This is a genomic window from Pseudomonas sp. GW822-FHT01E03 (assembly GCF_058802985.1).
The window spans coordinates 13,301-36,809 of record NZ_JBXAOQ010000008.1 but is presented as its reverse complement, the minus strand read 5'-3'; the positions used below and the strand labels follow the sequence as shown (position 1 = coordinate 36,809).

The 23,509-nt window shown below is 60.2% G+C and carries 19 protein-coding genes and 5 tRNA genes; 17 read left to right on the top strand and 7 right to left on the bottom strand.

What is annotated here, in order from left to right:
• Positions 1-41: 41 nt before the first annotated feature.
• Positions 42-117 (bottom strand) — tRNA-Asn (locus AC1RP7_RS17235).
• A 227-nt stretch (positions 118-344) separates the two neighbouring features.
• Between AC1RP7_RS17235 and AC1RP7_RS17230 the strand changes: the two genes are divergently transcribed.
• Positions 345-575: a hypothetical protein gene (locus tag AC1RP7_RS17230; RefSeq protein WP_007978659.1), complete on the top strand. Its 231-nt coding sequence runs from the start codon at positions 345-347 to the stop codon at positions 573-575.
• Here AC1RP7_RS17230 and AC1RP7_RS17225 read toward each other — a convergent pair.
• Together AC1RP7_RS17225 and AC1RP7_RS17220 are read right to left on the bottom strand one after the other, a co-directional pair.
• Positions 572-781: a hypothetical protein gene (locus AC1RP7_RS17225; RefSeq protein WP_493181862.1), complete on the bottom strand. Its 210-nt coding sequence runs from the start codon at positions 779-781 to the stop codon at positions 572-574. The genes AC1RP7_RS17230 and AC1RP7_RS17225 overlap by 4 nt on opposite strands.
• A gap of 237 nt (positions 782-1,018) precedes the next feature.
• Positions 1,019-2,215: an amino acid aminotransferase gene (locus AC1RP7_RS17220; protein WP_057715589.1), complete on the bottom strand. Its 1,197-nt coding sequence runs from the start codon at positions 2,213-2,215 to the stop codon at positions 1,019-1,021.
• Between the two features lie 336 nt (positions 2,216-2,551).
• On the opposite strand from AC1RP7_RS17220, the gene uvrB reads away from it, so the two are divergent.
• Positions 2,552-4,567, top strand: a complete 2,016-nt coding sequence (gene uvrB / locus AC1RP7_RS17215) for an excinuclease ABC subunit UvrB (protein ID WP_057715588.1) — start codon at positions 2,552-2,554, stop codon at positions 4,565-4,567.
• 117 nt (positions 4,568-4,684) lie between these two features.
• Here the strand turns inward: uvrB and AC1RP7_RS17210 are convergent, their stop codons facing one another.
• A complete protein-coding gene (locus tag AC1RP7_RS17210; RefSeq protein WP_090454206.1) occupies positions 4,685-6,235 on the bottom strand; it encodes an MDR family MFS transporter in 1,551 nt (516 codons plus the stop codon).
• On the bottom strand, positions 6,225-7,313 hold the full coding sequence (locus AC1RP7_RS17205; RefSeq protein WP_154860620.1) for an HlyD family secretion protein: 1,089 nt from the start codon (positions 7,311-7,313) through the stop codon (positions 6,225-6,227). The genes AC1RP7_RS17210 and AC1RP7_RS17205 overlap by 11 nt, the downstream gene beginning before the upstream one ends.
• 230 nt (positions 7,314-7,543) lie before the next feature.
• Between AC1RP7_RS17205 and gltX the strand changes: the two genes are divergently transcribed.
• The 10 genes from gltX to AC1RP7_RS17155 all read left to right on the top strand — a co-directional run bounded on the left by gltX (position 7,544) and on the right by AC1RP7_RS17155 (position 13,567).
• Positions 7,544-9,025, top strand: coding sequence for a glutamate--tRNA ligase (gltX, locus tag AC1RP7_RS17200; RefSeq protein ID WP_057715585.1), 1,482 nt, complete (start codon positions 7,544-7,546; stop codon positions 9,023-9,025).
• Positions 9,026-9,228: 203 nt separating this feature from the next.
• Positions 9,229-9,304 (top strand) — tRNA-Ala (locus AC1RP7_RS17195).
• 79 nt (positions 9,305-9,383) lie between these two features.
• Positions 9,384-9,459 (top strand) — tRNA-Glu (locus AC1RP7_RS17190).
• Between the two features lie 53 nt (positions 9,460-9,512).
• Positions 9,513-9,588: transfer RNA gene (locus AC1RP7_RS17185), tRNA-Ala, on the top strand.
• A gap of 80 nt (positions 9,589-9,668) precedes the next feature.
• Positions 9,669-9,744: transfer RNA gene (locus AC1RP7_RS17180), tRNA-Glu, on the top strand.
• Between the two features lie 193 nt (positions 9,745-9,937).
• Positions 9,938-10,477 carry a TetR/AcrR family transcriptional regulator gene (locus AC1RP7_RS17175; RefSeq protein ID WP_057715584.1) on the top strand — a complete coding sequence of 180 codons (540 nt, stop codon included), beginning with the start codon at positions 9,938-9,940 and terminating at the stop codon, positions 10,475-10,477.
• A 29-nt stretch (positions 10,478-10,506) separates the two neighbouring features.
• Positions 10,507-11,340: an alpha/beta fold hydrolase gene (locus AC1RP7_RS17170; protein ID WP_090454212.1), complete on the top strand. Its 834-nt coding sequence runs from the start codon at positions 10,507-10,509 to the stop codon at positions 11,338-11,340.
• 49 nt (positions 11,341-11,389) lie between these two features.
• Positions 11,390-11,827, top strand: coding sequence for an acyl-CoA thioesterase (locus AC1RP7_RS17165; protein ID WP_493181867.1), 438 nt, complete (start codon positions 11,390-11,392; stop codon positions 11,825-11,827).
• Positions 11,828-12,028: 201 nt separating this feature from the next.
• Complete coding sequence (locus tag AC1RP7_RS17160) at positions 12,029-12,988, top strand: tRNA dihydrouridine synthase (protein ID WP_429521222.1); 960 nt, start codon at positions 12,029-12,031, stop codon at positions 12,986-12,988.
• A gap of 132 nt (positions 12,989-13,120) precedes the next feature.
• On the top strand, positions 13,121-13,567 hold the full coding sequence (locus AC1RP7_RS17155; RefSeq protein ID WP_057715580.1) for an Hsp20 family protein: 447 nt from the start codon (positions 13,121-13,123) through the stop codon (positions 13,565-13,567).
• A 46-nt stretch (positions 13,568-13,613) separates the two neighbouring features.
• Here AC1RP7_RS17155 and AC1RP7_RS17150 read toward each other — a convergent pair whose 3' ends face one another.
• Positions 13,614-16,892 carry a PAS domain S-box protein gene (locus tag AC1RP7_RS17150; protein ID WP_057715579.1) on the bottom strand — a complete coding sequence of 1,093 codons (3,279 nt, stop codon included), beginning with the start codon at positions 16,890-16,892 and terminating at the stop codon, positions 13,614-13,616.
• 65 nt (positions 16,893-16,957) lie between these two features.
• Complete coding sequence (locus tag AC1RP7_RS17145) at positions 16,958-17,848, bottom strand: LysR family transcriptional regulator (RefSeq protein WP_493181868.1); 891 nt, start codon at positions 17,846-17,848, stop codon at positions 16,958-16,960.
• 148 nt (positions 17,849-17,996) lie between these two features.
• Between AC1RP7_RS17145 and leuC the strand changes: the two genes are divergently transcribed.
• From leuC to asd, 5 genes are all read left to right on the top strand, one after another.
• Complete coding sequence (gene leuC, locus AC1RP7_RS17140; RefSeq protein ID WP_493181870.1) at positions 17,997-19,415, top strand: 3-isopropylmalate dehydratase large subunit; 1,419 nt, start codon at positions 17,997-17,999, stop codon at positions 19,413-19,415.
• An 11-nt stretch (positions 19,416-19,426) separates the two neighbouring features.
• Positions 19,427-20,071 (top strand): 3-isopropylmalate dehydratase small subunit, encoded by a 645-nt coding sequence (leuD, locus tag AC1RP7_RS17135; RefSeq protein ID WP_015095895.1) that lies wholly within the window; start codon positions 19,427-19,429, stop codon positions 20,069-20,071.
• 145 nt (positions 20,072-20,216) lie between these two features.
• Entirely contained in the window at positions 20,217-20,984 is a 768-nt protein-coding gene (locus AC1RP7_RS17130; RefSeq protein ID WP_493181872.1) for a class I SAM-dependent methyltransferase, read from the top strand.
• 50 nt (positions 20,985-21,034) lie between these two features.
• Positions 21,035-22,117, top strand: a complete 1,083-nt coding sequence (gene leuB, locus AC1RP7_RS17125) for a 3-isopropylmalate dehydrogenase (protein WP_007997553.1) — start codon at positions 21,035-21,037, stop codon at positions 22,115-22,117.
• A gap of 66 nt (positions 22,118-22,183) precedes the next feature.
• Positions 22,184-23,296, top strand: a complete 1,113-nt coding sequence (asd, locus tag AC1RP7_RS17120) for an aspartate-semialdehyde dehydrogenase (RefSeq protein ID WP_057715575.1) — start codon at positions 22,184-22,186, stop codon at positions 23,294-23,296.
• Positions 23,297-23,509: the final 213 nt, after the last annotated feature.

Sequence of the window (23,509 nt, the reverse complement as noted above, 5' to 3'; positions counted from 1 at the left end):
CCCTGGATCTTTCGATTCAGGGGCTTTTCGATGTTGCTGTCTGGCTCCACGACCTGGACTCGAACCAGGGACCCAGTGATTAACAGTCACTTGCTCTACCAACTGAGCTATCGCGGAATGGCGCGTATCTTACTGATTCAAAAAGAGAAGTCAAGCACCGAATAACAATTTGAGCGAATCATCGGGACGGGCGGTGGTTTAGCGGCGATTGGCGGTTACCAGGATCGCCCCAGAGGTCTACCATGGCTGCCCGGAAGTGGTGACACGCGCTGCCGGCCATTCGCCGAAAAGGTACGCGCCATGAATCATTTGACCCTCACACCTCGACACCACGGGATGCACCCATGAGCATCTCTCAGATCAGCCTGCCCAAAGGTGTCGGCCCCCACGCCGAAAAGTTGTTCGACGCCATCACTCAGGCCGGCACCGCTGAAGCATTAAACCGTGCTGGCGGCAAGGCCGAAGGTTTTGTCCTGGGCTTGGAAAGCACTAAAGCGATCAAGAGTCAGGTCGCTGAATCGCTGTATGTCGCCTACGACGACGCTGCCAGCCAGCGCGCGACCGAACTGGCTTAACCGCCGAAGGTAATCGTGGCAAGCATCAGTTTGGCGTAGAGCGCCGTGGCACCCAATTGCACCAGCCACAGGGCCAGGCCGCCGAGAAACACACCGGCGGCCACTTGCATCACCAGGTTGTTGCCGCGTTTTGCCGGGGCGCGTGGGGTGAAGTGATCCAGGTCATCCAGGTCATCGCGGTCGGCGCGCAGGTCGTCGTTTTTCATATGGGTTCTCGCAGAAATTCCAGGGTGTATTCAAACCTGTGGGAGCGAGCTTGCTCGCGATGAGGGCATCACATTCAACATTGATGTTGGCAGGACAATCGCTATCGCGAGCAAGCTCGCTCCCACAGTGGATGGTTGTGTGCAGTTTAGAGGGCTCGCTCTAGTTGCCGAAAATTATCTGTGACAAATAAAAAACGGGAAGCACCATGGCTTCCCGTTTTTCATTTCAAGGTGTCATCAGATGACTTGGACGATAGCGTCCGTCACAACCTTGATGTTGCTCTGGTTCAACGCGGCCACGCAGATGCGGCCGGTGTCCAGGGCGTAGATGCCGAACTCGTTGCGCAGGCGGTGAACTTGCTCAACCGTCAGGCCGGAGTAGGAGAACATGCCGCACTGACGACCGACGAAGCTGAAATCGCGCTGAGGCGCTTTTTGTGCCAGCAGGTCGACCATCTGGGTACGCATGCCACGAATGCGCAGGCGCATTTCGGCCAGTTCGGCTTCCCACTGGGCGCGCAGTTCCGGGCTGTTCAGTACTGCAGCGACAACGCTGGCACCGTGGGTCGGCGGGTTGGAGTAGTTGGTGCGGATCACGCGTTTGACTTGCGACAACACGCGCGCGCTTTCTTCTTTCGATTCGCTGACGATCGACAGGGCACCCACGCGCTCGCCGTACAGCGAGAACGACTTGGAGAAGGAGCTGGAGGCGAAGAAAGTCAGGCCCGACTCGGCAAACAGGCGTACGGCAGCGGCGTCTTCGTCGATGCCATCGCCGAAGCCCTGGTAGGCCATGTCGAGGAACGGCACGTGGCCTTTGGCTTTGACCACGTCCAGGACGTTTTTCCAGTCCGCCGGGCTCAGGTCCACGCCGGTCGGGTTATGGCAGCAGGCGTGCAGCACAATGATCGAGCCGTTTGGCAGCGCGTTCAGGTCTTCCAGCATGCCGGTACGGTTCACGTCGTGGGTCGCGGCGTCGTAGTAACGGTAGTTCTGCACCGGGAAACCGGCGGTTTCGAACAGTGCGCGGTGGTTTTCCCAGCTCGGGTCGCTGATCGCCACAACGGCGTTCGGCAGCAGTTGCTTGAGGAAGTCGGCACCGATTTTCAGTGCGCCAGTACCGCCAACGGCCTGGGTGGTGATTACACGGCCAGCAGCGATCAGCGGCGAGTCATTGCCGAACAGCAGCTTTTGCACGGCCTGGTCGTAGGCGGCGATGCCGTCGATTGGCAGGTAGCCACGGGAAACGTGTTGAGCGGCGCGAATGGTTTCGGCTTCGACAACGGCGCGCAGGAGTGGAATTCGCCCCTCCTCGTTGCAGTAAACACCGACCCCCAGGTTGACTTTGTTGGTCCGGGTATCGGCGTTGAATGCTTCGTTGAGGCCCAGGATTGGATCGCGTGGTGCCATTTCGACAGCGGAGAACAGGCTCATTATTGCGGCGGCTCTGAATGGAGAGTGGAGGGACGTGTCGCGCTCCAGCCGAATGCACTAGAGCGGTGCACAAACGGGGAGCTAGTATAGAGGCCATCCGCGATCAATGGCGACAGGCTATTCGGCTTTTAAGGTAAGTTTTTCCGATTATTTTGCGACCGTTAGTCGAAAGGCGTCGGCAATGGTTTTGCGCGATGTAGGACGTTTGCCTTGAAAGCGCTGGCAATCGGCTCCACATTGAGCACAATCCAGTTTTTTCTTCGGGCGACATCGGTCGTTTGCGGTCTTTCTCGTTCGTGCCGGTTTTGCCGGCAAGCGTGATTCCAGAGGTATTTCATGTCTGAATTCCAGCTAGTCACCCGTTTCGAGCCCGCCGGCGATCAGCCGGAAGCCATCCGCCTGATGGTCGAGGGCATCGAAGCCGGGCTGGCGCACCAGACGCTGCTCGGTGTGACCGGCTCGGGCAAGACGTTCAGCATCGCCAATGTGATCGCCCAGGTGCAGCGCCCGACCCTGGTGCTGGCGCCGAACAAGACCCTGGCGGCGCAGTTGTACGGAGAGTTCAAGGCGTTCTTCCCGAACAACGCGGTGGAGTATTTCGTTTCCTACTACGACTACTACCAGCCGGAAGCCTACGTGCCGTCCTCGGACACCTTCATCGAGAAGGATGCGTCGATCAACGACCACATCGAGCAGATGCGTTTGTCGGCGACCAAGGCATTGCTCGAGCGCAAGGACGCGATCATCGTCACGACGGTGTCGTGCATCTACGGTCTGGGCAGCCCGGAAACCTATTTGAAGATGGTGTTGCACGTGGATCGCGGCGACCGGCTCGACCAGCGCGAATTGCTGCGACGCCTGGCTGACCTGCAATACACCCGCAATGACATGGATTTTGCCCGTGCGACCTTCCGCGTGCGTGGCGATGTGATCGATATCCACCCGGCGGAATCCGACTTCGAGGCGATCCGCATCGAGCTGTTCGACGATGAAGTGGAAAGCCTGTCGGCGTTCGATCCGCTCACCGGCGAAGTCATTCGCAAACTGCCGCGCTTCACCTTCTACCCGAAGAGCCACTACGTGACGCCACGGGAAACCCTGATGGGCGCGGTCGAGGGCATCAAGGTCGAGTTGCAGGAGCGCCTGGAATACCTGCGCTCCAACAACAAACTGGTGGAAGCCCAGCGCCTGGAGCAGCGTACCCGTTTCGACCTGGAGATGATCCTCGAGCTGGGTTACTGCAACGGCATCGAAAACTACTCGCGCTATCTGTCCGGCCGCGAAGCCGGCGCGGCACCACCCACCCTTTACGATTACCTGCCTGCCGATGCCTTGCTGGTGATCGACGAATCCCATGTCAGCGTTCCGCAGGTCGGTGCGATGTACAAAGGCGACCGTTCGCGTAAAGAGACGCTGGTGGAATACGGTTTCCGCTTGCCTTCAGCGCTGGATAACCGGCCGATGCGTTTCGATGAATGGGAAAGCATCAGCCCGCAGACGATTTTCGTCTCGGCGACCCCGGGCAACTACGAAGCCGAACACGCTGGCCGCGTCATTGACATGGTGGTGCGCCCGACCGGGCTGGTGGACCCACAAATCGAGATTCGCCCGGCACTGACCCAGGTCGACGACTTGCTGTCGGAAATCACCAAGCGCGTCGCTCTGGAAGAGCGAGTGCTGGTCACGACACTGACCAAGCGCATGGCCGAAGACTTGACTGATTATTTGGCCGATCACGGTGTGCGCGTGCGCTATTTGCACTCGGACATCGACACCGTGGAGCGGGTCGAGATCATCCGTGATCTGCGCCTGGGTACTTTCGATGTGCTGGTGGGGATCAACCTGCTGCGCGAAGGCCTGGATATGCCGGAAGTGTCGCTGGTGGCGATCCTCGATGCCGACAAGGAAGGTTTCCTGCGTTCCGAGCGCTCACTGATCCAGACCATCGGGCGTGCGGCACGTAACCTTAATGGCCGGGCGATTCTGTATGCCGACCGGATTACCGGTTCCATGGAGCGCGCGATCGGCGAAACCGAGCGCCGTCGCGACAAGCAGATCGCCTTCAACCTGGCCAACGGCATCACCCCCAAAGGTGTGTTCAAGGACGTCGCCGACATCATGGAAGGCGCCACCGTGCCGGGTTCGCGCAGCAAGAAGCGCAAGGGCATGGCCAAGGCTGCGGAAGAGAACGCCAAATACGAAGCGGAGTTGCGCTCGCCGGGCGAGATCGCCAAGCGTATCAAGGCCTTGGAAGAGAAGATGTATGCGTTGGCGCGCGATCTGGAGTTTGAAGCGGCGGCGCAGATGCGCGATGAGATTGGCAAGTTGCGCGAGCGGTTGATTACTGTTTGATTTGTAGTGTCTGAACTGGCCTCATCGCGAGCAAGCTCGCTCCCACAAGGTTCGGTGTGATCCCTGTGGGAGCGAGCTTGCTCGCGATGAGGCCGGTCAGGGCGCTGCAAGTATCAATTAGTGTGCTTCCCCAGCCTTCAACCCCTCCGGCAACTTTTTGGTCAGCAACACCGCCACCATGCTGATCCCCAACGCAATCCCGACAAAATGAAACGCATCGTTGTAGGCCATGATCGACGCCTGCTGGTGGGCGATCTCGCTGAGTTTGCCCAGGGCTGCCGTTTCATTGCCCAGCCTGTCAGCCAGTGAGGCGATCCGTTCAGCGACCTGCGGATTACTCGGCACGATGGATTCACGCAGGTAATCAAAGTAAACCTTGGTCCGCGCATCCAGCAGCGTGGCGAGCAGGGCGATGCCGATGGCGCCGCCGAGGTTGCGCAGGATGTTGAACAGGCTCGAGGCCGATCCCGCATCCTGGGGCAGGATGTAGGCGGTCGCGATCAGCGAGATGGTGACCATGATCAGTGGCTGGCCCAGGGCGCGGATGATCTGGATCTGATTGAACTGCGGCCCGGCAAAGTCCGGGTTCAACACGCCCGAAGAGAAACTCGCCAACCCGAATAGCCCGAAGCCCAGTGTGCACAGCCATTTGGGCGAGACGTATTTCATCAATTTGGGCACCAGCGGAATCAGAAACAGCTGCGGCACGCCCATCCACATGATCACTTCGCCGATCTGCAGGGCGTTGTAGTTCTGGATCTGCGCCAGGTACAGCGGCAACAGGTAGATCGAGCCGTACAGCCCGACCCCCATCCCGACACTGGAAATGCTTGATAAGCCAAAGTTGCGATTGCGCAGGATGCCGAGGTTGATCAGCGGATTGGGTTTGGAGGTCTGCACGATCACAAAGCTGATCAGGCTGACCAGTGCGATGCTGCCCAGGGTTACGATCAGGCTCGATTCCAGCCAGTCCTTGCGATGGCCTTCCTCCAGAAACACCTGCAAGCAACCGAGCCCGACGCCGAGGGTGAGAATGCCGGCGTAGTCGGTGCTTTTCAGCAACTCCCAGTGGGCTTCTTTCTTCTCCAGGCCGTACATCAGGCCGGCGATCATGATCAGGCCGGGCGGGATGTTGATGTAGAAAATGTATTCCCAGCCCCAGTTTTCCGTCAGCCAGCCGCCGAGGGTCGGGCCGATGGAGGGCGCGAAGGTGGCGGTCATGGCGAACATGGCCATGCCTTTGGCGCGGTGGTGTTCCGGGAGCTTGATCAGGGTCAGGGTGAACGCCAGCGGAATCAGCGCGCCACCGGTAAAGCCTTGCAGGGCGCGGAACACGATCATGCTTTCCAGGCTCCACGCCATGGAGCAGAGCAGGGACGCGACCAGGAATCCGAGGGACACCCACACTGCCAGGCGCCGCGCCGACAGCAGCTGCACGAGCCAGGCCGTGAGCGGGATCATGATGATTTCCGCCACCAGGTACGAGGTGGAAATCCACGAACCTTCTTCCAGGGTCGCCGACAGTGCACCCTGGATGTCCTTGAGCGAGGAGTTGGTGATCTGGATGTCCAGCACCGCCATGAACGCACCGAGCATTACGCTCATCACCGCAATCCAGTCCCGCCGGGTCGGTTCGCCGACCGGGCGGATCAGTTGATCACCGGCCATCGTCAGGGGCGTCTTTGTGGCTCACTTTGGGGGTGATTTCTTCAGGGGCGTCCTTGATGTTCACCTTGGCGGTGACCGACATGCCCGGGCGGATCTTGCCGCGCAGCGGATTGTCCGCGGCGAAGGTCAGTTTGACCGGAATCCGTTGTACGACTTTGGTGAAGTTGCCCGTGGCATTGTCCGGCGGCAACAGGCTGAACTGCGCGCCCGAGGCGGCGAACAGGCTGTCGACCCGGGCTTTGATCGGGGTGTCGCTGTAGGCGTCGAAGGTCAGTTCGGCTTCCTGGCCGGGCTGCATGTGGCCAATCTGGGTTTCCTTGAAATTGGCCTGAATCCAGATGTCTTCGTCCGGCACGATCGACAACAGGTAAGCGCCGGCCTGCACATATTGGCCTTCGCGGGCTGCACGCTGGCCGATCAGGCCGCTGATGGGGGCATGGATTTCGCTGCGGGTCAGGTTCAGTTCGGCCTGGGCCAGGTCGGTTTTGGCGTTGGCGATCTGCGCGTCGAGGCGTTTGATCTCTGCATTCAGCGCATTGACCTGCTGGCGCTGGCTTTGCGCGTCGGCCTGGGCCTTGGCCACTTGCGAGCGTGCGATGTGGTTGTCGGCGGAGAGGGTGGTCACCCGTTCTTCCGAGATATAGCCGGGTTTGCGCAAGGTCTCGGCGCGGGTCAGGTCGATCTGCGAGCGACCCAGGCTGGCCTGGCTGGACGCGACTTGCGCTTCGCTGGCGGCAATCAGGCTGGCCTGCTGGGTCAGTTTACTCTGGGCTTGCAGGCGTTCGGCCTGGCGGGTGGCCAGGGCGGCATTGGCGCGGTCGACAGCGAGGCGGAAGTCGTCGCCTTCGAGTTTGACCAGCAACTGGCCTTTCTCGACATGCTGGTTGTCCTGCACCAGCACCTGATCGATACGCGCGCCCAATTGGCTCGACACGCGGGTGATCTCGCCCTGGACATAAGCGTTGTCGGTACTTTCATAAAAGCGCCCCTTCAAGAGCCAATGGGCAAACAGGCCCCCGGCAACCAACAGGACAATCAGCAGGAACGAGAAGAGGCGACGCTTGAGTTGGGCAGGCATGGGGCAAACTGTAGTCGAGAAATTGTAAGAGAAGTTATCAGCGGGCAAATCTGGCATACAGCCGATAAGCGGTAAATGCTGTCGGCTGATTTTCGGCCATTCACCTCCCTGTACGGGCGTTACAGACGCAACCTTGGCTTAAATGCCCTGTTCACTGGAGCCGGGCGGGTGTCGCCTGTTACCATTCGCGCCTTGTTTGAACTTCGCTTTTATTCTTTTCGAGACATGCCATGACCACCGTCCGCACTCGCATCGCGCCATCGCCTACCGGGGATCCCCACGTAGGTACCGCCTATATCGCCTTGTTCAACTACTGCTTTGCCAAGCAGCACGGCGGTGAGTTCATCCTGCGGATCGAAGACACTGACCAGCTGCGTTCGACCCGCGAGTCCGAACAGCAGATTTTCGACGCCTTGCGTTGGCTCGGGATCGACTGGAGCGAAGGCCCGGATGTCGGCGGCCCGCACGGTCCGTACCGTCAAAGCGAGCGCGGCGACATTTACCAGAAGTATTGCCAGCAACTGGTCGAAATGGGCCATGCCTTCCCGTGCTTCTGCACCGCCGAAGAGCTGGACCAGATGCGCGCCGAGCAGATGGCTCGCGGCGAAACCCCGCGTTATGACGGCCGCGCGCTGCTGCTGTCCAAGGAAGAAGTCGACCGTCGCCTGGCCGCTGGCGAGCCGCACGTCATCCGTATGAAAGTACCGAGCGAAGGCGTTTGCGTGGTGCCGGACATGCTCCGTGGCGACGTTGAAATCCCGTGGGACCGCATGGACATGCAAGTCCTGATGAAGACCGACGGCCTGCCGACCTACTTCCTGGCCAACGTGGTCGACGACCACCTGATGGGCATCACCCACGTATTGCGTGGCGAAGAGTGGCTGCCATCGGCACCGAAGCTGATCCTGCTTTACGAATACTTCGGCTGGGAACAACCGGAGCTGTGCTACATGCCGCTGCTGCGTAACCCGGACAAGAGCAAGCTGTCCAAGCGCAAGAACCCGACCTCGGTGACGTTCTACGAGCGCATGGGCTTCATGCCGGAAGCGATGCTCAACTACCTGGGTCGCATGGGCTGGTCGATGCCGGACGAGCGCGAGAAGTTCTCGCTGCAGGAAATGGTCGACAACTTCGACCTCAAGCGCGTGTCCCTCGGCGGGCCGATCTTCGACATCGAGAAGCTGTCGTGGCTCAACGGCCAGTGGCTGCGCGACCTGCCGGTGGAAGAGTTCGCCGCGCGCGTGCAGAAGTGGGCGTTCAATTCCGAATACATGATGAAGATCGCACCGCACGTACAGGGCCGGGTCGAAACCTTCAGCCAGGTGGCACCGCTGGCCGGGTTCTTCTTTGCCGGTGGCGTGAACCCGGATGCGAAGTTGTTCGAATCGAAGAAGCTGTCGGGTGATCAGGTTCGTCAGTTGATGCAGTTGATCCTGTGGAAGCTCGAAAGCCTGCGTCAGTGGGAAAAGGACAGCATCACCGCGACCATTCAGGCGGTGGTCGAATCCCTGGAGCTGAAGCTGCGTGATGCCATGCCGCTGATGTTCGCTGCGATCACTGGCCAGGCCAGCTCGGTGTCGGTGCTCGATGCGATGGAAATCCTCGGGCCGGACCTGACCCGTTTCCGTCTGCGCCAGGCCATTGACCTGCTGGGCGGCGTGTCGAAGAAAGAAAACAAGGAGTGGGAAAAGCTGTTGGGCGCGATTGCCTGACACGCTTGATGAAGGGCTGATGGCCATTGTGTGTGCCCGTCGTTGGGCGCGCAGTGGTCCTCAGACCCCGATTTTTCGGGGGGGAGGGCGGTAAGTGATTGTTATGTCGGCAAAAAATTTTAATTTTTTTGAAAAATAAGTTTGACAGGCTTTCGATACGCCCTTAAGATTCGCCCCGTCCTCAGCGATGACATCAACGATGAGGGGCTATAGCTCAGCTGGGAGAGCGCTTGCATGGCATGCAAGAGGTCGACGGTTCGATCCCGTCTAGCTCCACCAATTTACACTTCAAGGTCTGGCCACACCGGCCTTGAAGCGATCAACACTCAGCGTTGATCAGTTGTATAGAAGGGTTTGCGTCCCCTTCGTCTAGTGGCCTAGGACACCGCCCTTTCACGGCGGTAACAGGGGTTCGAGTCCCCTAGGGGACGCCAGTTTTACAGAAGCGATGTTGCAAGATGTCGCTCCGCCGCGAGGCGAAAAATCCGGGGCTATAGCTCAGCTGGGAGAGCGCCTGCATGGCATGCAGGAGGTCAGCGGTTCGATCCCGCTTAGCTCCACCAATTTTACAGTTCAAGGTCTGGCCACACCGGCCTTGAATCGATCAGCACTCAGCACTGATCAGTTGTATAGAAGGGTTTGTGTCCCCTTCGTCTAGTGGCCTAGGACACCGCCCTTTCACGGCGGTAACAGGGGTTCGAGTCCCCTAGGGGACGCCACGATTACCCGCTCTGCGGGATTTATAAGGGTCATTCAATTATTGAATGGCCCTTTTGTTTGTCTGGCGTTTGGCCAAATTCCTCCATTTCCAAAATTTCCAAAAAAGCTGTTCTTCAGACCAGCGGTCACGCCCATGACTTGCTAAAATTTATTATGAGAATAATATTTCAATCGTAATATTCGGAGGCAACGATGAACGATAAAAAAGCCCAAACCCGCGAACGCATCCTCAAGGCTGCCAGCGCAGCGCTGATTCAGCGCGGCCCGGCCGAGCCAAGCGTGGGCGAAGTGATGGGCGCGGCGGGCCTGACGGTCGGCGGCTTCTACGCCCACTTCGAAAGCAAGGACGCGATGATGCTGGAGGCGTTCAGGCAATTGCTCGGTCACCGCCGTGACTTGATTGCCGACATGGACGCGGAGTTGACCGGCGAAGAGCGCCGCGCGCTGGTGGCGGCGTTCTATCTGTCGCGCAAGCACCGTGATTCCTCCGAATCGGCCTGTCCGATCCCGGCATCGGTCGGCGAACTGGGGCGGCTGCCGGAAGCGTTTCGTGTCGCGCTCAATGAGCATGTGGAATTGATGGTCGCGCAGTTGGCGGCCAGCCCTGAAGAAACCGAAAAAGCCCTGGCCGACATGGCCTTGATGGTGGGTGGGCTGGCTCTGGCGCGGGCGCTGGGGCCAGGAGAGTTGTCCGATCGATTACTGCGCGCGGCCAAATCGGCAGTGCGTTGACCTGAAGGCTGCGGCCTGAGGAGAATGCGATGAGCACGTTAAAGTGGGTTCGTGGCGTAAATGGCACCTTGGGCTGGGTTGCCCCGAAACTGGTCGCAAGCAAAATGCGACAGGCGTTCATGACGCCACGGGACCTGCCGCTGCGTGACTGGGAGCTGCCACTGTTGGCCAAGTCCGAGCGGGTCACCCTGCGTTTCGGTCTCTCGGCCTTGCGATGGGGTCAGGGCCCGGCAGTATTGCTGATGCATGGCTGGGAAGGGCGGCCGACGCAGTTTGCCAGCCTCATCACCGCGCTGGTCGATGCCGGTTACTCGGTCGTGGCCCTGGATGGTCCGGCCCACGGTCGCTCACCGGGCAGTGAAGCGAATGTGGTGCTGTTCGCCCGCGCCATGTTGGAAGCGGCCGCCGAACTGCCACCTCTGCAAGCGGTCATCGGCCACTCCATGGGCGGCGCCAGTGCGATGCTCGCGGTCCAGTTGGGCCTGCGCACCGAAACCCTGGTCAGCATTGCGGCCCCGGCGCGGATTCTTGGTGTGTTGCGTGGTTTTGCCCGCTATGTCGGGCTGCCACCGAAGGCCCGCTCGGCGTTCATTCGCCAGGTCGAGCAAGACGTCGGCATGCGAGCCGCGACGCTGGATGTCGCGCACTATCAACTCGACATGCCCGGCCTGATTGTCCACGCCGAAGACGACAACTTTGTCTCTGTGAAGGAATCCCAGCTGATCCATGAAGCCTGGTTCGACAGCCGCTTGTTGCGTTTGAAAGACGGTGGTCATCAGCGAGTGTTGGCCGACCCTCGGGTGATTGATGGCGTGTTATCACTGCTGGCCGGGCGCAGTCTGCAATCACGCCAATCCGCCTGAGCTTCCGTTACACTGCCCCGGTCGAAATTATCTGACCAGGGAGTCGGGCATGGGCTGGGATCGGGAAACGCCGTTCATCATTGATCTGCAAGTGAGCGCCGAGGACATTGACGGGTTGGGGCACGCGAACAACGCGGTCTACGTGACCTGGCTCGAACGCTGTGCCTGGCGCCACTCCCAGCGTCTTGGCCTGGACCTGGTCGAGTATCGGCGGCTGGACCGGGCGATGGCGGTGGTGCGGCACGAGATCGATTACCTGGCGGCAGCCTATGAGGACGATGAGTTGCAATTGGCGACCTGGATCGTCGATTGGGACCAGCGCCTTAAAATGACCCGGCACTTCCAGTTGGTCCGTCCCAGCGACAACACCACGCTATTGCGCGCGCAGACCACCTTCGTCTGCATCGAACTGTCCACGGGCAAGCCCAAGCGCATGCCGGCGGAGTTCATCGAGGGTTATGGCTCGGCGTTGCAAACCCCGGCCTGACACTGGTTCCTGTGGCGAGGGGGCTTGCCCCCGTTCGGCTGCGAAGCAGTCGCAAAACCTGTCGATGCAATTTATCTGACGAAATGCCGGGGCCGCTTCGCGACCCAGCGGGGGCAAGCCCCCTCGCCACAAGGGTATGCGCAAGTCTTTCGCTCGATTATCCAGTAAACTGCCGCACGTTTTTCCTCGAGTGTGTTTTTCATGCAAATTGCTTTGGCGCCCATGGAGGGGTTGGTCGACGACATCCTGCGCGACGTGCTGACCCGTGTGGGTGGTATTGACTGGTGCGTGACCGAGTTCATCCGGGTCAACGACCAGTTGCTCACACCTGCCTATTTCCACAAGTTCGGTCCGGAGTTGCTCAACGGTGCCCGGACGGCCTCCGGTGTGCCGCTGCGTGTGCAACTGCTCGGTTCCGATCCTGTGTGCCTGGCGGAAAATGCCGCGCTGGCTTGTGAGCTGGGTTCCGAAGTGATCGACCTGAACTTCGGCTGTCCGGCCAAGACCGTCAACAAATCCCGTGGTGGTGCGGTATTGCTCAAGGAACCCGAGCTGCTCAACCAGATCGTCGAGCACGTCCGTCGTGCCGTCCCCGCGCACATTCCAGTCACCGCCAAGATGCGCCTGGGCTTCGACAGCCCGGACGGCTCGCTGGTGTGTGCCACGGCCCTGGCCGAAGGCGGTGCCGAACATATCGTGGTGCATGCGCGGACCAAGGTCGACGGCTACAAGCCGCCGGCACACTGGGAGTGGATTCCGCGAGTGCAGGACGTGGTCAAGGTGCCGGTGTTCGCCAATGGCGACATCTGGAGCGTCGAAGACTGGCGTCGTTGCCGCGAGATCAGCGGCGTGGAAGACATCATGCTCGGTCGCGGCCTGGTTTCGCGCCCGGATCTCGCCCGGCAGATCGCCGCGGCGCGGGCCGGTGAAGAGGTGGTCGAGATGACCTGGACCGAGTTGTTGCCGCTGATCCAGGACTTCTGGCTGCAAGCCAAGGCACAAATGACGCCACGCCAGTCGCCGGGTCGTCTGAAGCAATGGCTGGCGATGCTGACCCGCAATTATCCCGAGGCGGTAGAGCTCTTTACCGTGCTGCGTCGTGAGACCGAGCTGGATAACGTCTCGCGCTTTTTGGGTTTGCCGGTGGCGGAAGCGGCCTGAAATTTTTTGTAAAAAAAGCAGAAAACAATCTCTTGAAATGCAATCAGCGGTCCCTATTTAAGGATTACGCGATGCCGAATTCGGGTCGCGGAGACAAAAAACCTTGCTGATTGTTTTCAGGAGATTTGCATCATGGCTACTACATTATCCTTGGCCCCACTGTTCCGTTCCTCGGTAGGTTTCGACCGTTTCAACGACCTGTTCGAGACCGCCCTGCGCAACGAGCCAGGCAGCAGCTATCCACCCTATAACGTGGAGAAACACGGCGACGATCAATACCGCATCGTGATTGCCGCGGCCGGTTTCCAGGAAGAAGATCTGGAGCTCGAAGTCGAGAAAGGTGTGCTGACCATCAGTGGCGGTAAACGCGACGCGAACGAAGACGTCACTTATCTGTATCAGGGCATTGCCCAGCGTGCGTTCAAGCTGTCCTTCCGTCTGGCGGACCACATCGAGATCAAGGCTGCCGGCCTGAGCAACGGTCTGTTGAGCATCGACCTGCTGCGGGTGATTCCGGAAGAGGCGAAAGCCAAGCGCATCCCGATCAACGGGACGCAAAAGCCGGCTCTGCAACACTGAGTCGGAGCAAGAAGAAGGGCGCCACTGGCGCCCTTTTTTGTGCCCGTCACTTCAGCAGTTTTTGAAACTCCTCCACCGGCAACGGCAGGCTGTGCAAATACCCTTGGTAGAAGTGACACTCCAGCCCCTGCAGGAACTCAAGCTGCTCCGCTGTTTCCACCCCTTCGGCAATCACTTTCAAATCCAGACTGTGGGCCATGGCGACGATGGCGCGGATGATCTCGGCGTCGTTCGGGTCGCTGGTGGCGTCGCGGATGAAAGACTTGTCGATTTTCAGGGTGTCGACCGGCAAGCGCTTGAGGTAGGTCAGCGAGGAGTAGCCAGTGCCGAAGTCGTCCATGGCGAAGCTCACACCGAGTTTTTTCAGGCGGCGCATTTTGCTGATAGTGTCTTCCAGGTTCTGGATCACGATGCCTTCGGTGATTTCCAGTTTCAACAGGGAGCAGGGCAGGCCATAGGTGTTCAGGCTGTTTTCGACACGTTCGACGAAATCGTTCTGGCGGAACTGGCGCGGGCTGATGTTCACGCACAGGCTGAATTTATACGGATTCACCAGGCCGTCGTCGATCAACCGTTTGAAGGCCTGGCAAGCTTCGTCGAGGATCCAGGTGCCGACCTCAAGAATCAGTCCGCTGTCTTCCAGCACCTTGATGAACTCGGCGGGTGACTGCGGGCCGAGCTCCGGATGATTCCAGCGCACCAGGGCCTCGGCACCGACGATGCGGTCGCCCCGGGCGTCGACCTGGGGTTGGTAATGCACGCGAAACTCGCCCCGGGAAAGGGCCAGGCGCAGGTCGGTTTCCATGCGCAGGCGTTCGCTCGCGGCCTTCTGCATGGTGTTGTGGTACATCTGCGTGGTATTGCGACCCGAGTCCTTGGCGCGATAAAGCGCGATGTCGGCGCGCTTGAGCAGGTCGGTCGGGGTCGAGCCGTGATCGGGGATCAGCGCAATGCCGATGCTGGGTGTCACTTGCAGGCGCTGGCCGTCGAGGAACATCGGTTCGGACAGCAGCTCGCGGATGGTGTCGGCCACTTCGCGAACCTGTTCACTGACCTCGCTGCGCGAGCCTTCGAGGCCGCTGAGCAGTACCACGAATTCGTCACCGCCCAGGCGCGCAACGGTGTCCTCCATGCGCACGCTGGCCTCCAGGCGCGCGGTGATGATTTTCAGCACGGTATCGCCCACCGGGTGCCCGAGGGAGTCGTTGATGTGCTTGAAATGGTCGAGGTCGAGGAACATCAGCGCGCCCCGCAGGTTATGCCGTTTGAGCAGGGCGATCTGCTGGCTCAGGCGGTCCATCAGCAAGGCACGGTTGGGCAGGTTGGTCAGTGGGTCGTGATAGGCCAGGTGGCGGATCTGCGCTTCGGCATTTTTCAGCAGGCTGACGTCGCGCGCGGTCAGCAGCAGGCAGGCGGTTTCATTGAGGGTGATCGGTTCCACCGAGACTTCGACGGTGAGCAGTTCGCCGCGCTTGTTGCGCCCGAGCATTTCCTGGTGATGAACCCGTCCCTTGATCTGCAATTCGGCCAGCAGCGCCGAGCGTTGTTTTTCTTCGGCCCAAATCCCGACCTGGTACACCGTGCGGCCCACCACCTCCTCGGCGCGGTAGCCGGTCAGGCGGCAGAAGCCGTCGTTGACCTCCAGATAGCGTCCGGTGTCGCGCTCGGTGATGGTGATGGCGTCGGGGCTGGAGTGGAAGGCCTTGGCGAATTTCTCTTCACTGGCCTTGAGCGCCGCTTCCGAGCGCTGTTGCTGGGTGATATCGCGCAGGGTGGTAACGATGCAGGGCTGGTCGCCGACGCTGATCTGGCGGCTGGAAATCACACAAGTCAGGGTCTGTCCTTCCTTGTGCTGGACCAGAATGGCCACGTTGTTCAGGCCTTGTTCGCGGATCACTTGTTCGATTCGTCGCAGGCTTTTCGCCGAAGCGTCCCACAGGCCGATTTCGTCGGCGCTGCGGCCGATCACATCGGCGGTGCTCCAGCCGAAGGTCTGGGTGAAGCTGGAGTTGATTTCAATGAACTGGCCGGAGTCCTGGCGGGTGACGCAGATCGGATCGGGGCTGACCTGGAACAGCGTGGCGAATTTCTCTTCGGAGGCCACCAGCCGTTGTTCGCGTTCCACCTGATCAGTGATGTCGAGCAAGGTGCCGGCCATACGCACCGGCACACCGTTGTCATCGCGGTAGAGGCGGGCACGGCTTTCCAGATAGCGCGAGGTGCCGTCGGGCAATTGCACGCGGTAGGTCAATTGATAGTTGCCGGCCGGGCCTTCACGCAGACTGCGGTAAGCGTCGCGCATGGTGTCGCGTTCTTCGCCGGGCACGCCTTCGAAGAACTCGTCGAAGGACTCGTGGAAGGGCTTGGCGTCCAGACCGTGCAGTTGGGCGGCCCGTGCCGATCCGTAGAGCATGCCGCTGGGAATGTGCCAGTCCCAGGTACCGAGTTGCGCCGAGTCCAGTGCCAGGTCGAGGCGTTCCTGGCTGTCCTTGAGGGCCTGTTCGGCGACTTTGCGCTCGGTGGTGTCAAGGAACGTGCTCAGTAGATAGGGCTGGCCTTCGAGCTCGACCTTTTGCGCACTGAGGATGCCGTCGTGGACCTGGCCATTGCTGGCGCGAAACTGCACTTCCATGCTGACCAGGTCGCCTTTGGCTTTGGTGGCCTTGACCAGTTCGGCCCGTTGTTCGGGATGCACCCACAGGCCCAGTTCTAGGGTGGTGCGGCCGATCGCGTTTTGCACCGGCCAGCCGAACAGGCTTTCGAAATACTGGTTGGCTTCGGTGATCAGGCCGTCTTCCTGGCGGGTCAGCAGGACCATGTTGGGGCACAGGTGGAACAGGGTGGCGAAGCGTTTTTCCGAGCTGCTCAACGCCTGTTCGCGCTGGCGCTGGTGGGTAATCTCGCGGATTACACCGATCATCCGTGGCCGGCCGTGCTTGTCCGGTAACAGGCTGCCGCTGATTTCCAGCCAGTGCAGGCTGCCATCGGGCCAGCGGATGCGGTGATGCATCGCTTGCTCCAGCGGTGCGCCAGCGATGACTGCGTGGAACGCGCGAACGGTTTTCGCGCGATCCTCCGGAGGCAGCAAGTCGAGGTATTCCAGATCCGATGGCAACGGTTTGCGGGGATCGAAGCCGAACAGCGCCTGCGTGCCCCGGGACCAACTGATCTTCCCGCGCTCGATGTCCCAATACCACGCACCCAGGCGCGCGCCGTTGAGCGCGGCCAACAATTGCGGGGCACTTTCCCAGCTCTGTTCGGAGCTTTTCGGGTCAAGTGCCTGTATACGCGGCATTGGCGGAATACGGTCAACAGATTTGGGCATTGGCAAGCCTTGGGCTGAATGGGCGTTTGGGGCAGGAATTCGCGGCTCTACAGGATTAGCACAGCTTAGCCTTGAGTCCCTGGCTGATCGAGTTGAGCGTCCAGCAAGGCCATGAAGGCCCGCGCAGCATTCGACAGCGTCCTTTCTGTGTGCAAGATATAGCCTAGCTGGCGAGTGAGCTGTATGCCCGGCAAAGGTATGCGCGCCACCTGGTCATCGAGCATGGTGCGCGGCAAAACGCTCCAGGCCAGCCCGATCGAGACCATCATCTTGATGGTTTCCAGGTAGTTGGTGCTCATGGCGATGTTTGGCGTCAGGCCCTGGGCTTCAAACAGCCGCTGCACAATGTGGTGGGTAAAGGTATTGCCACCGGGGAAGACCGCCGGGTGTCGGGCGATGTCCGCCAGGCTGACCTTGCCGTTATTGAGCAACGAATGCTCCGGCGCAACCACGAAGTCCAGCGGGTCGTCCCATACCGGGGTGGCCTTGGCCAGCGCATGGGGTTCTGGCGCCAGGGTAATGACCGCCAGTTCGGCGCGGCCATGGAGAATTTCCTCGTAGGCCACTTCCGAATCGAGGAACTGAATATCCAGAGCCACTTGTGGGTAGAGTCGGGTGAACTCCCTCAGCAAGGGCGGCAAACGGTGCAAGCCGATGTGGTGGCTGGTGGCCAGGGTCAGACGGCCGGTCACTTCGCCGGTGAGGTTGGTCAGGGCTCGGCGCGTATCATCGAGGACATTGAGAATCTGATAAGCCCGCGGCAGCAGGGCGCGCCCGGCCTCGGTCAGGCCCACTTCACGACCCAGACGGTCGAACAACCGCACCTTCAATTGCTGCTCCAGCCCGGCGATGCGCTTGCTGATGGCCGGCTGGGTCAGGTGCAGCCGTTCCCCGGCGCCGGAGAAGCTTCCGGTCTCGGCGATGGCAATAAAGGCATTGAGGTTAGCCAGGTCCATAGTTGCATTCCAGTTGGTTATCCAAAGCATAAAAAATATGAATTTGAGTTATTTAATGTAACCCCATAGGATCAGCCTCACAAGCCAAGGGGTTATTGAGTCGCTCAAGACCCAGGGCATAGAAACAAGCTGATGAGGAAACCGTCTGATGGCCGGCAAAACGCTCTACGACAAGCTCTGGGATTCGCATTTGGTCAAGCAGCGCGACGATGGCTCTGCGCTGATCTACATCGATCGTCACATCATCCACGAAGTGACTTCGCCGCAAGCCTTCGAAGGCCTGCGTCTGGCCGGGCGCAAGCCATGGCGCATCGATGCCAACATCGCGACCCCGGACCACAACGTACCGACCACGCCGGAGCGCAAGGGCGGCATCGACGCCATCGTTGACCAGGTTTCGCGCCTGCAAGTCCAGACCCTCGATGACAACTGCGATGAATACGGCATCGTCGAGTTCAAGATGAACGACGTTCGCCAGGGCATCGTCCATGTCATCGGCCCGGAGCAAGGCGCAACCTTGCCCGGCATGACCGTGGTCTGCGGCGACTCCCATACCTCGACCCATGGCGCATTCGGCGCATTGGCTCACGGTATCGGCACTTCCGAGGTCGAGCATGTGCTCGCCACCCAGTGCCTGGTCGCCAAGAAAATGAAAAACATGCTGGTGAGCGTCGAAGGCCAATTGCCGTTCGGCGTGACCGCCAAGGACATCGTGCTCGCGGTGATCGGCAAGATCGGCACCGCCGGCGGTAACGGCCACGCCATCGAATTCGCCGGCAGCGCGATTCGCGACCTGTCCGTCGAAGGCCGCATGACCATCTGCAACATGTCCATCGAGGCCGGCGCTCGCGTAGGCCTGGTGGCTGCGGACGAAAAAACCGTGGCTTACGTCAAGGGCCGTCCATTTGCCCCGAAAGGCGCGGAATGGGACCTGGCCGTTGAAGCCTGGAAAGACCTGGTGTCTGACGCCGATGCCACGTTTGATACGGTTGTCGAGCTCGATGCGACCCAGATCAAGCCGCAAGTCAGCTGGGGTACTTCGCCTGAGATGGTGCTGGCGGTAGACCAGAACGTGCCGGATCCTGCGAAGGAAATGGACCTGGTCAAGCGCGACTCCATCGTCCGTGCCTTGAAGTACATGGGTTTGACCGCCAATCAGGCGATCACCGACATTCAGCTCGACCGCGTGTTCATCGGTTCCTGCACCAACTCGCGGATCGAAGATCTGCGTGCGGCGGCCGTGATCGCCAAGGGCCGTAAAGTGGCCTCGACCATCAAGCAGGCCATCGTGGTGCCGGGCTCGGGCCTGGTTAAAGCCCAGGCTGAATCGGAAGGCCTGGACAAGATTTTCCTCGAAGCCGGTTTCGAATGGCGTGAGCCGGGTTGCTCGATGTGCCTGGCGATGAACCCGGACCGCCTGGAGTCTGGTGAGCATTGCGCCTCGACCTCCAACCGTAACTTCGAAGGCCGTCAGGGTGCCGGTGGTCGTACTCACCTCGTCAGCCCGGCCATGGCCGCAGCCGCTGCTATAAACGGTCGTTTCGTCGACGTCCGTGAATTGATCTGAAGGAGCGCAGCATGAAAGCTTTTACCCAGCACACTGGTCTTGTCGCGCCTTTGGATCGTGCCAACGTCGACACCGACCAGATCATCCCGAAGCAGTTCCTGAAGTCGATCAAGCGCACGGGCTTTGGCCCGAACCTGTTCGATGAATGGCGCTACCTGGATGTGGGCCAGCCTTACCAGGACAACTCCAAGCGTCCGCTGAACAAGGACTTCGTCCTCAACGCCGAACGTTACCAGGGCGCCAGCGTGTTGCTGGCCCGCGAAAACTTCGGTTGCGGCTCCAGCCGTGAACACGCGCCGTGGGCGCTGGAAGAGTACGGTTTCCGCAGCATCATCGCGCCGAGCTATGCCGACATCTTCTTCAACAACAGCTTCAAGAACGGCTTGCTGCCGATCATCTTGAGCGACGCCGAAGTCGACGAACTGTTCCAGCAGGTCGAGGCCAATCCGGGCTATCAGTTGCAGGTTGACCTGCAGGCCCAGACCGTGACCCGTCCGGATGGCAAGGTGTTGAGTTTTGAGATTGATGCGTTTCGCAAGCATTGCCTGTTGAATGGCCTGGACGATATCGGCCTGACCTTGCAGGACGGCGATGCGATTGCGGCATTTGAGGCCAAACATCGTGCGAGCCAGCCTTGGTTGTTTCGCGACGCTTGAATTTGCGTAAGGCGTAATGACGCCATCGCGAGCAAGCTCGCTCCCACATTGGATTTGCGGCGTAAACAAAACCTGTGGGAGCGAGCTTGCTCGCGATGAGGCCAGAACAGACACCCCAAGACTCACCCCAAGAAGGAAGTCCCTCATGACCAGCACCGCCCAGCACAGCCAGGTAGTCCAGAAGCAATTCGGTGAACAGGCCTCGGCCTACCTGAGCAGCGCCGTACACGCTCAAGGCACCGAATTCGCGCTGCTACAGGCCGAACTGGCGGGGCAGGCCGAGGCCAGGGTCCTGGATCTGGGTTGCGGCGCAGGTCACGTGAGTTTTCACGTAGCCTCATTGGTGAAAGAGGTGGTGGCCTACGACCTGTCGCAGCAAATGCTCGACGTGGTCGCTGCCGCTGCTGTCGACCGTGGCTTGAGCAACGTAACCACGGTCAACGGTGCCGCCGAGCGCCTGCCGTTCGCCGATGGCGAATTCGATTTCGTCTTCAGCCGCTATTCGGCGCACCATTGGAGCGACCTGGGCGTGGCCCTGCGGGAGGTGCGTCGAGTCCTGAAGCCGGGCGGTGTGGCGGCGTTCGTCGACGTGTTGTCACCGGGTAGCCCGCTGTTCGACACTTACCTGCAAAGCGTCGAAGTGCTGCGCGATACCAGCCATGTGCGCGATTATTCCGCTGGCGAGTGGTTGCGCCAGGTCAGCGAGGCGGGGCTGCACACCCGCAGTACCACCCGTCAGCGCTTGCGCCTGGAATACAACAGCTGGGTCGAGCGCATGCGCACACCACAAGTGATGCGCGCGGCGATCCGCGAGTTGCAGCAGTCGATGGGCAATGAAGTACGCGAATATTTTGAGATTGAGGCCGATGGTTCGTTCAGTACGGATGTGCTGGTACTGATGGCCGAGCGATAGAATTTTTCCGGGTGCGCCCAAGGCGCACCGACTGATGACATGAGGAAAGCATGAGCAAGCAGATTCTGATTCTCCCAGGTGACGGTATTGGCCCGGAAATCATGGCCGAAGCGGTCAAGGTGCTGGAATTGGCCAGCGACAAGTTCGCCTTGGGTTTCGAACTGAGCCACGACGTGATCGGTGGCGCTGCCATCGACAAGCACGGCGTGCCGTTGGCCGACGAGACTCTGGAGCGTGCCCGCGCGGCCGACGCCGTGTTGCTGGGCGCCGTTGGCGGCCCGAAATGGGATGCCATCGAACGTGACATCCGCCCTGAACGCGGTCTGCTGAAAATCCGTGCGCAACTGGGCCTGTTCGGCAACCTGCGTCCGGCGATCCTGTACCCGCAACTGGCCGAGGCTTCCAGCCTGAAGCCGGAAATCGTGGCCGGCCTGGACATCCTGATCGTTCGCGAGCTGACCGGCGGCATCTACTTCGGCGCGCCTCGTGGTACCCGTACCCTGGAAAACGGCGAGCGTCAGTCCTATGACACCCTGCCGTACAGCGAAAGCGAAATCCGCCGCATCGCCCGTGTCGGTTTCGACATGGCCATGGTTCGTGGCAAGAAGCTGTGCTCGGTGGACAAGGCCAACGTACTGGCCTCCAGCCAACTGTGGCGTGAAGTGGTCGAACAAGTGGCCAAGGATTATCCTGAAGTCGAACTGAGCCACATGTACGTCGACAACGCCGCGATGCAGCTGGTGCGCGCACCGAAGCAGTTCGACGTGATCGTTACCGACAACATGTTCGGCGACATCCTGTCCGACCAGGCCTCGATGCTCACCGGTTCCATCGGCATGCTGCCCTCGGCGTCCCTGGACACCAACAACAAGGGCATGTACGAGCCGTGCCACGGTTCGGCCCCGGACATCGCGGGCAAGGGCATCGCCAACCCGCTGGCGACCATTTTGTCGGTGTCGATGATGTTGCGTTACAGCTTCAACCAGCAGGCCGCGGCCGATGCCATCGAGAAAGCCGTCAGCCTGGTGCTGGATCAGGGCTTGCGCACCGGTGACATCTGGTCGGCCGGTTGCACTAAAGTCGGTACGCAGGAAATGGGTGACGCAGTAGTCGCCGCGCTGCGGAATCTGTAATCTCTCGGGCCCGCTACCAAATTCAAGACAAGGCAGCGGTCCACATTTCAAGAAGGTGTAGTTGCGATGAAACGTGTAGGTCTGATCGGTTGGCGCGGCATGGTCGGTTCCGTGCTCATGCAGCGGATGCTGGAAGAGCAGGATTTCGATCTTATCGAGCCGGTGTTTTTCACCACTTCCAATGTCGGTGGCCAAGGCCCGTCCGTGGGCAAGGACATTGCTCCGCTCAAGGACGCTTACAGCATTGAAGAGCTGAAAACCCTCGACGTGATTCTGACCTGCCAGGGTGGCGACTACACCAGCGAAGTCTTCCCCAAGCTGCGTGAAGCCGGCTGGCAGGGTTACTGGATCGACGCCGCTTCCAGCCTGCGTATGCAGGATGATGCGGTGATCGTTCTGGATCCGGTCAACCGCAAGGTCATCGACCAGCAACTGGATGCGGGCACCAAGAACTACATCGGCGGCAACTGCACCGTCAGCCTGATGCTGATGGGCCTCGGTGGCCTGTTCGAAGCTGGCCTGGTGGAGTGGATGAGCGCCATGACTTATCAGGCGGCCTCCGGTGCCGGCGCGCAGAACATGCGTGAACTGATCAAGCAAATGGGCGCGACCCATGCCGCTGTTGCCGATCAACTGGCCGATCCGGCCAGCGCGATCCTCGACATCGACCGCCGTGTGGCTGAAGCCATGCGCAGCGACGCTTACCCGACTGAAAACTTCGGCGTACCGTTGGCCGGCAGCCTGATCCCGTGGATCGACAAGGAACTGCCGAACGGTCAGAGCCGCGAAGAGTGGAAGGCCCAGGCCGAGACCAACAAGATCCTCGGTCGCTTCAAGAGCCCGATCCCGGTCGATGGCATCTGCGTGCGCATCGGCGCCATGCGCTGCCACAGCCAGGCGCTGACCATCAAGCTGAACAAAGACGTACCGATCGCTGATATCGAAGGTTTGATCAGCCAGCACAACCCTTGGGTCAAGCTGGTGCCGAACAACCGCGAAACCAGCATTCAGGAGCTGAGCCCGAACAAGGTCACCGGCACCCTGAACATCCCGGTTGGTCGTCTGCGCAAGCTGAACATGGGCTCGCAATTTGTCGGCGCGTTCACCGTCGGCGACCAGTTGCTGTGGGGCGCGGCCGAACCGCTGCGTCGCATGCTGCGGATCCTGCTCGAGCGTTGATCGGTTGATGCAATGAAAGAACCCGCGCCTTGAAAGAGGCGCGGGTTTTTTATTTCCGGCAACCTGATGTTTATGGGTTGCCTGATATTCCGTCATCGCGAGCAAGCTCGCTCCCACATTGGAATGCGTACCCCCGTGGGAGCGAGCTTGCTCGCGATGAGGCCGGTACAGACACTACAAATCCCCGGCAGAAATTGCCTGTATCCCACCCAC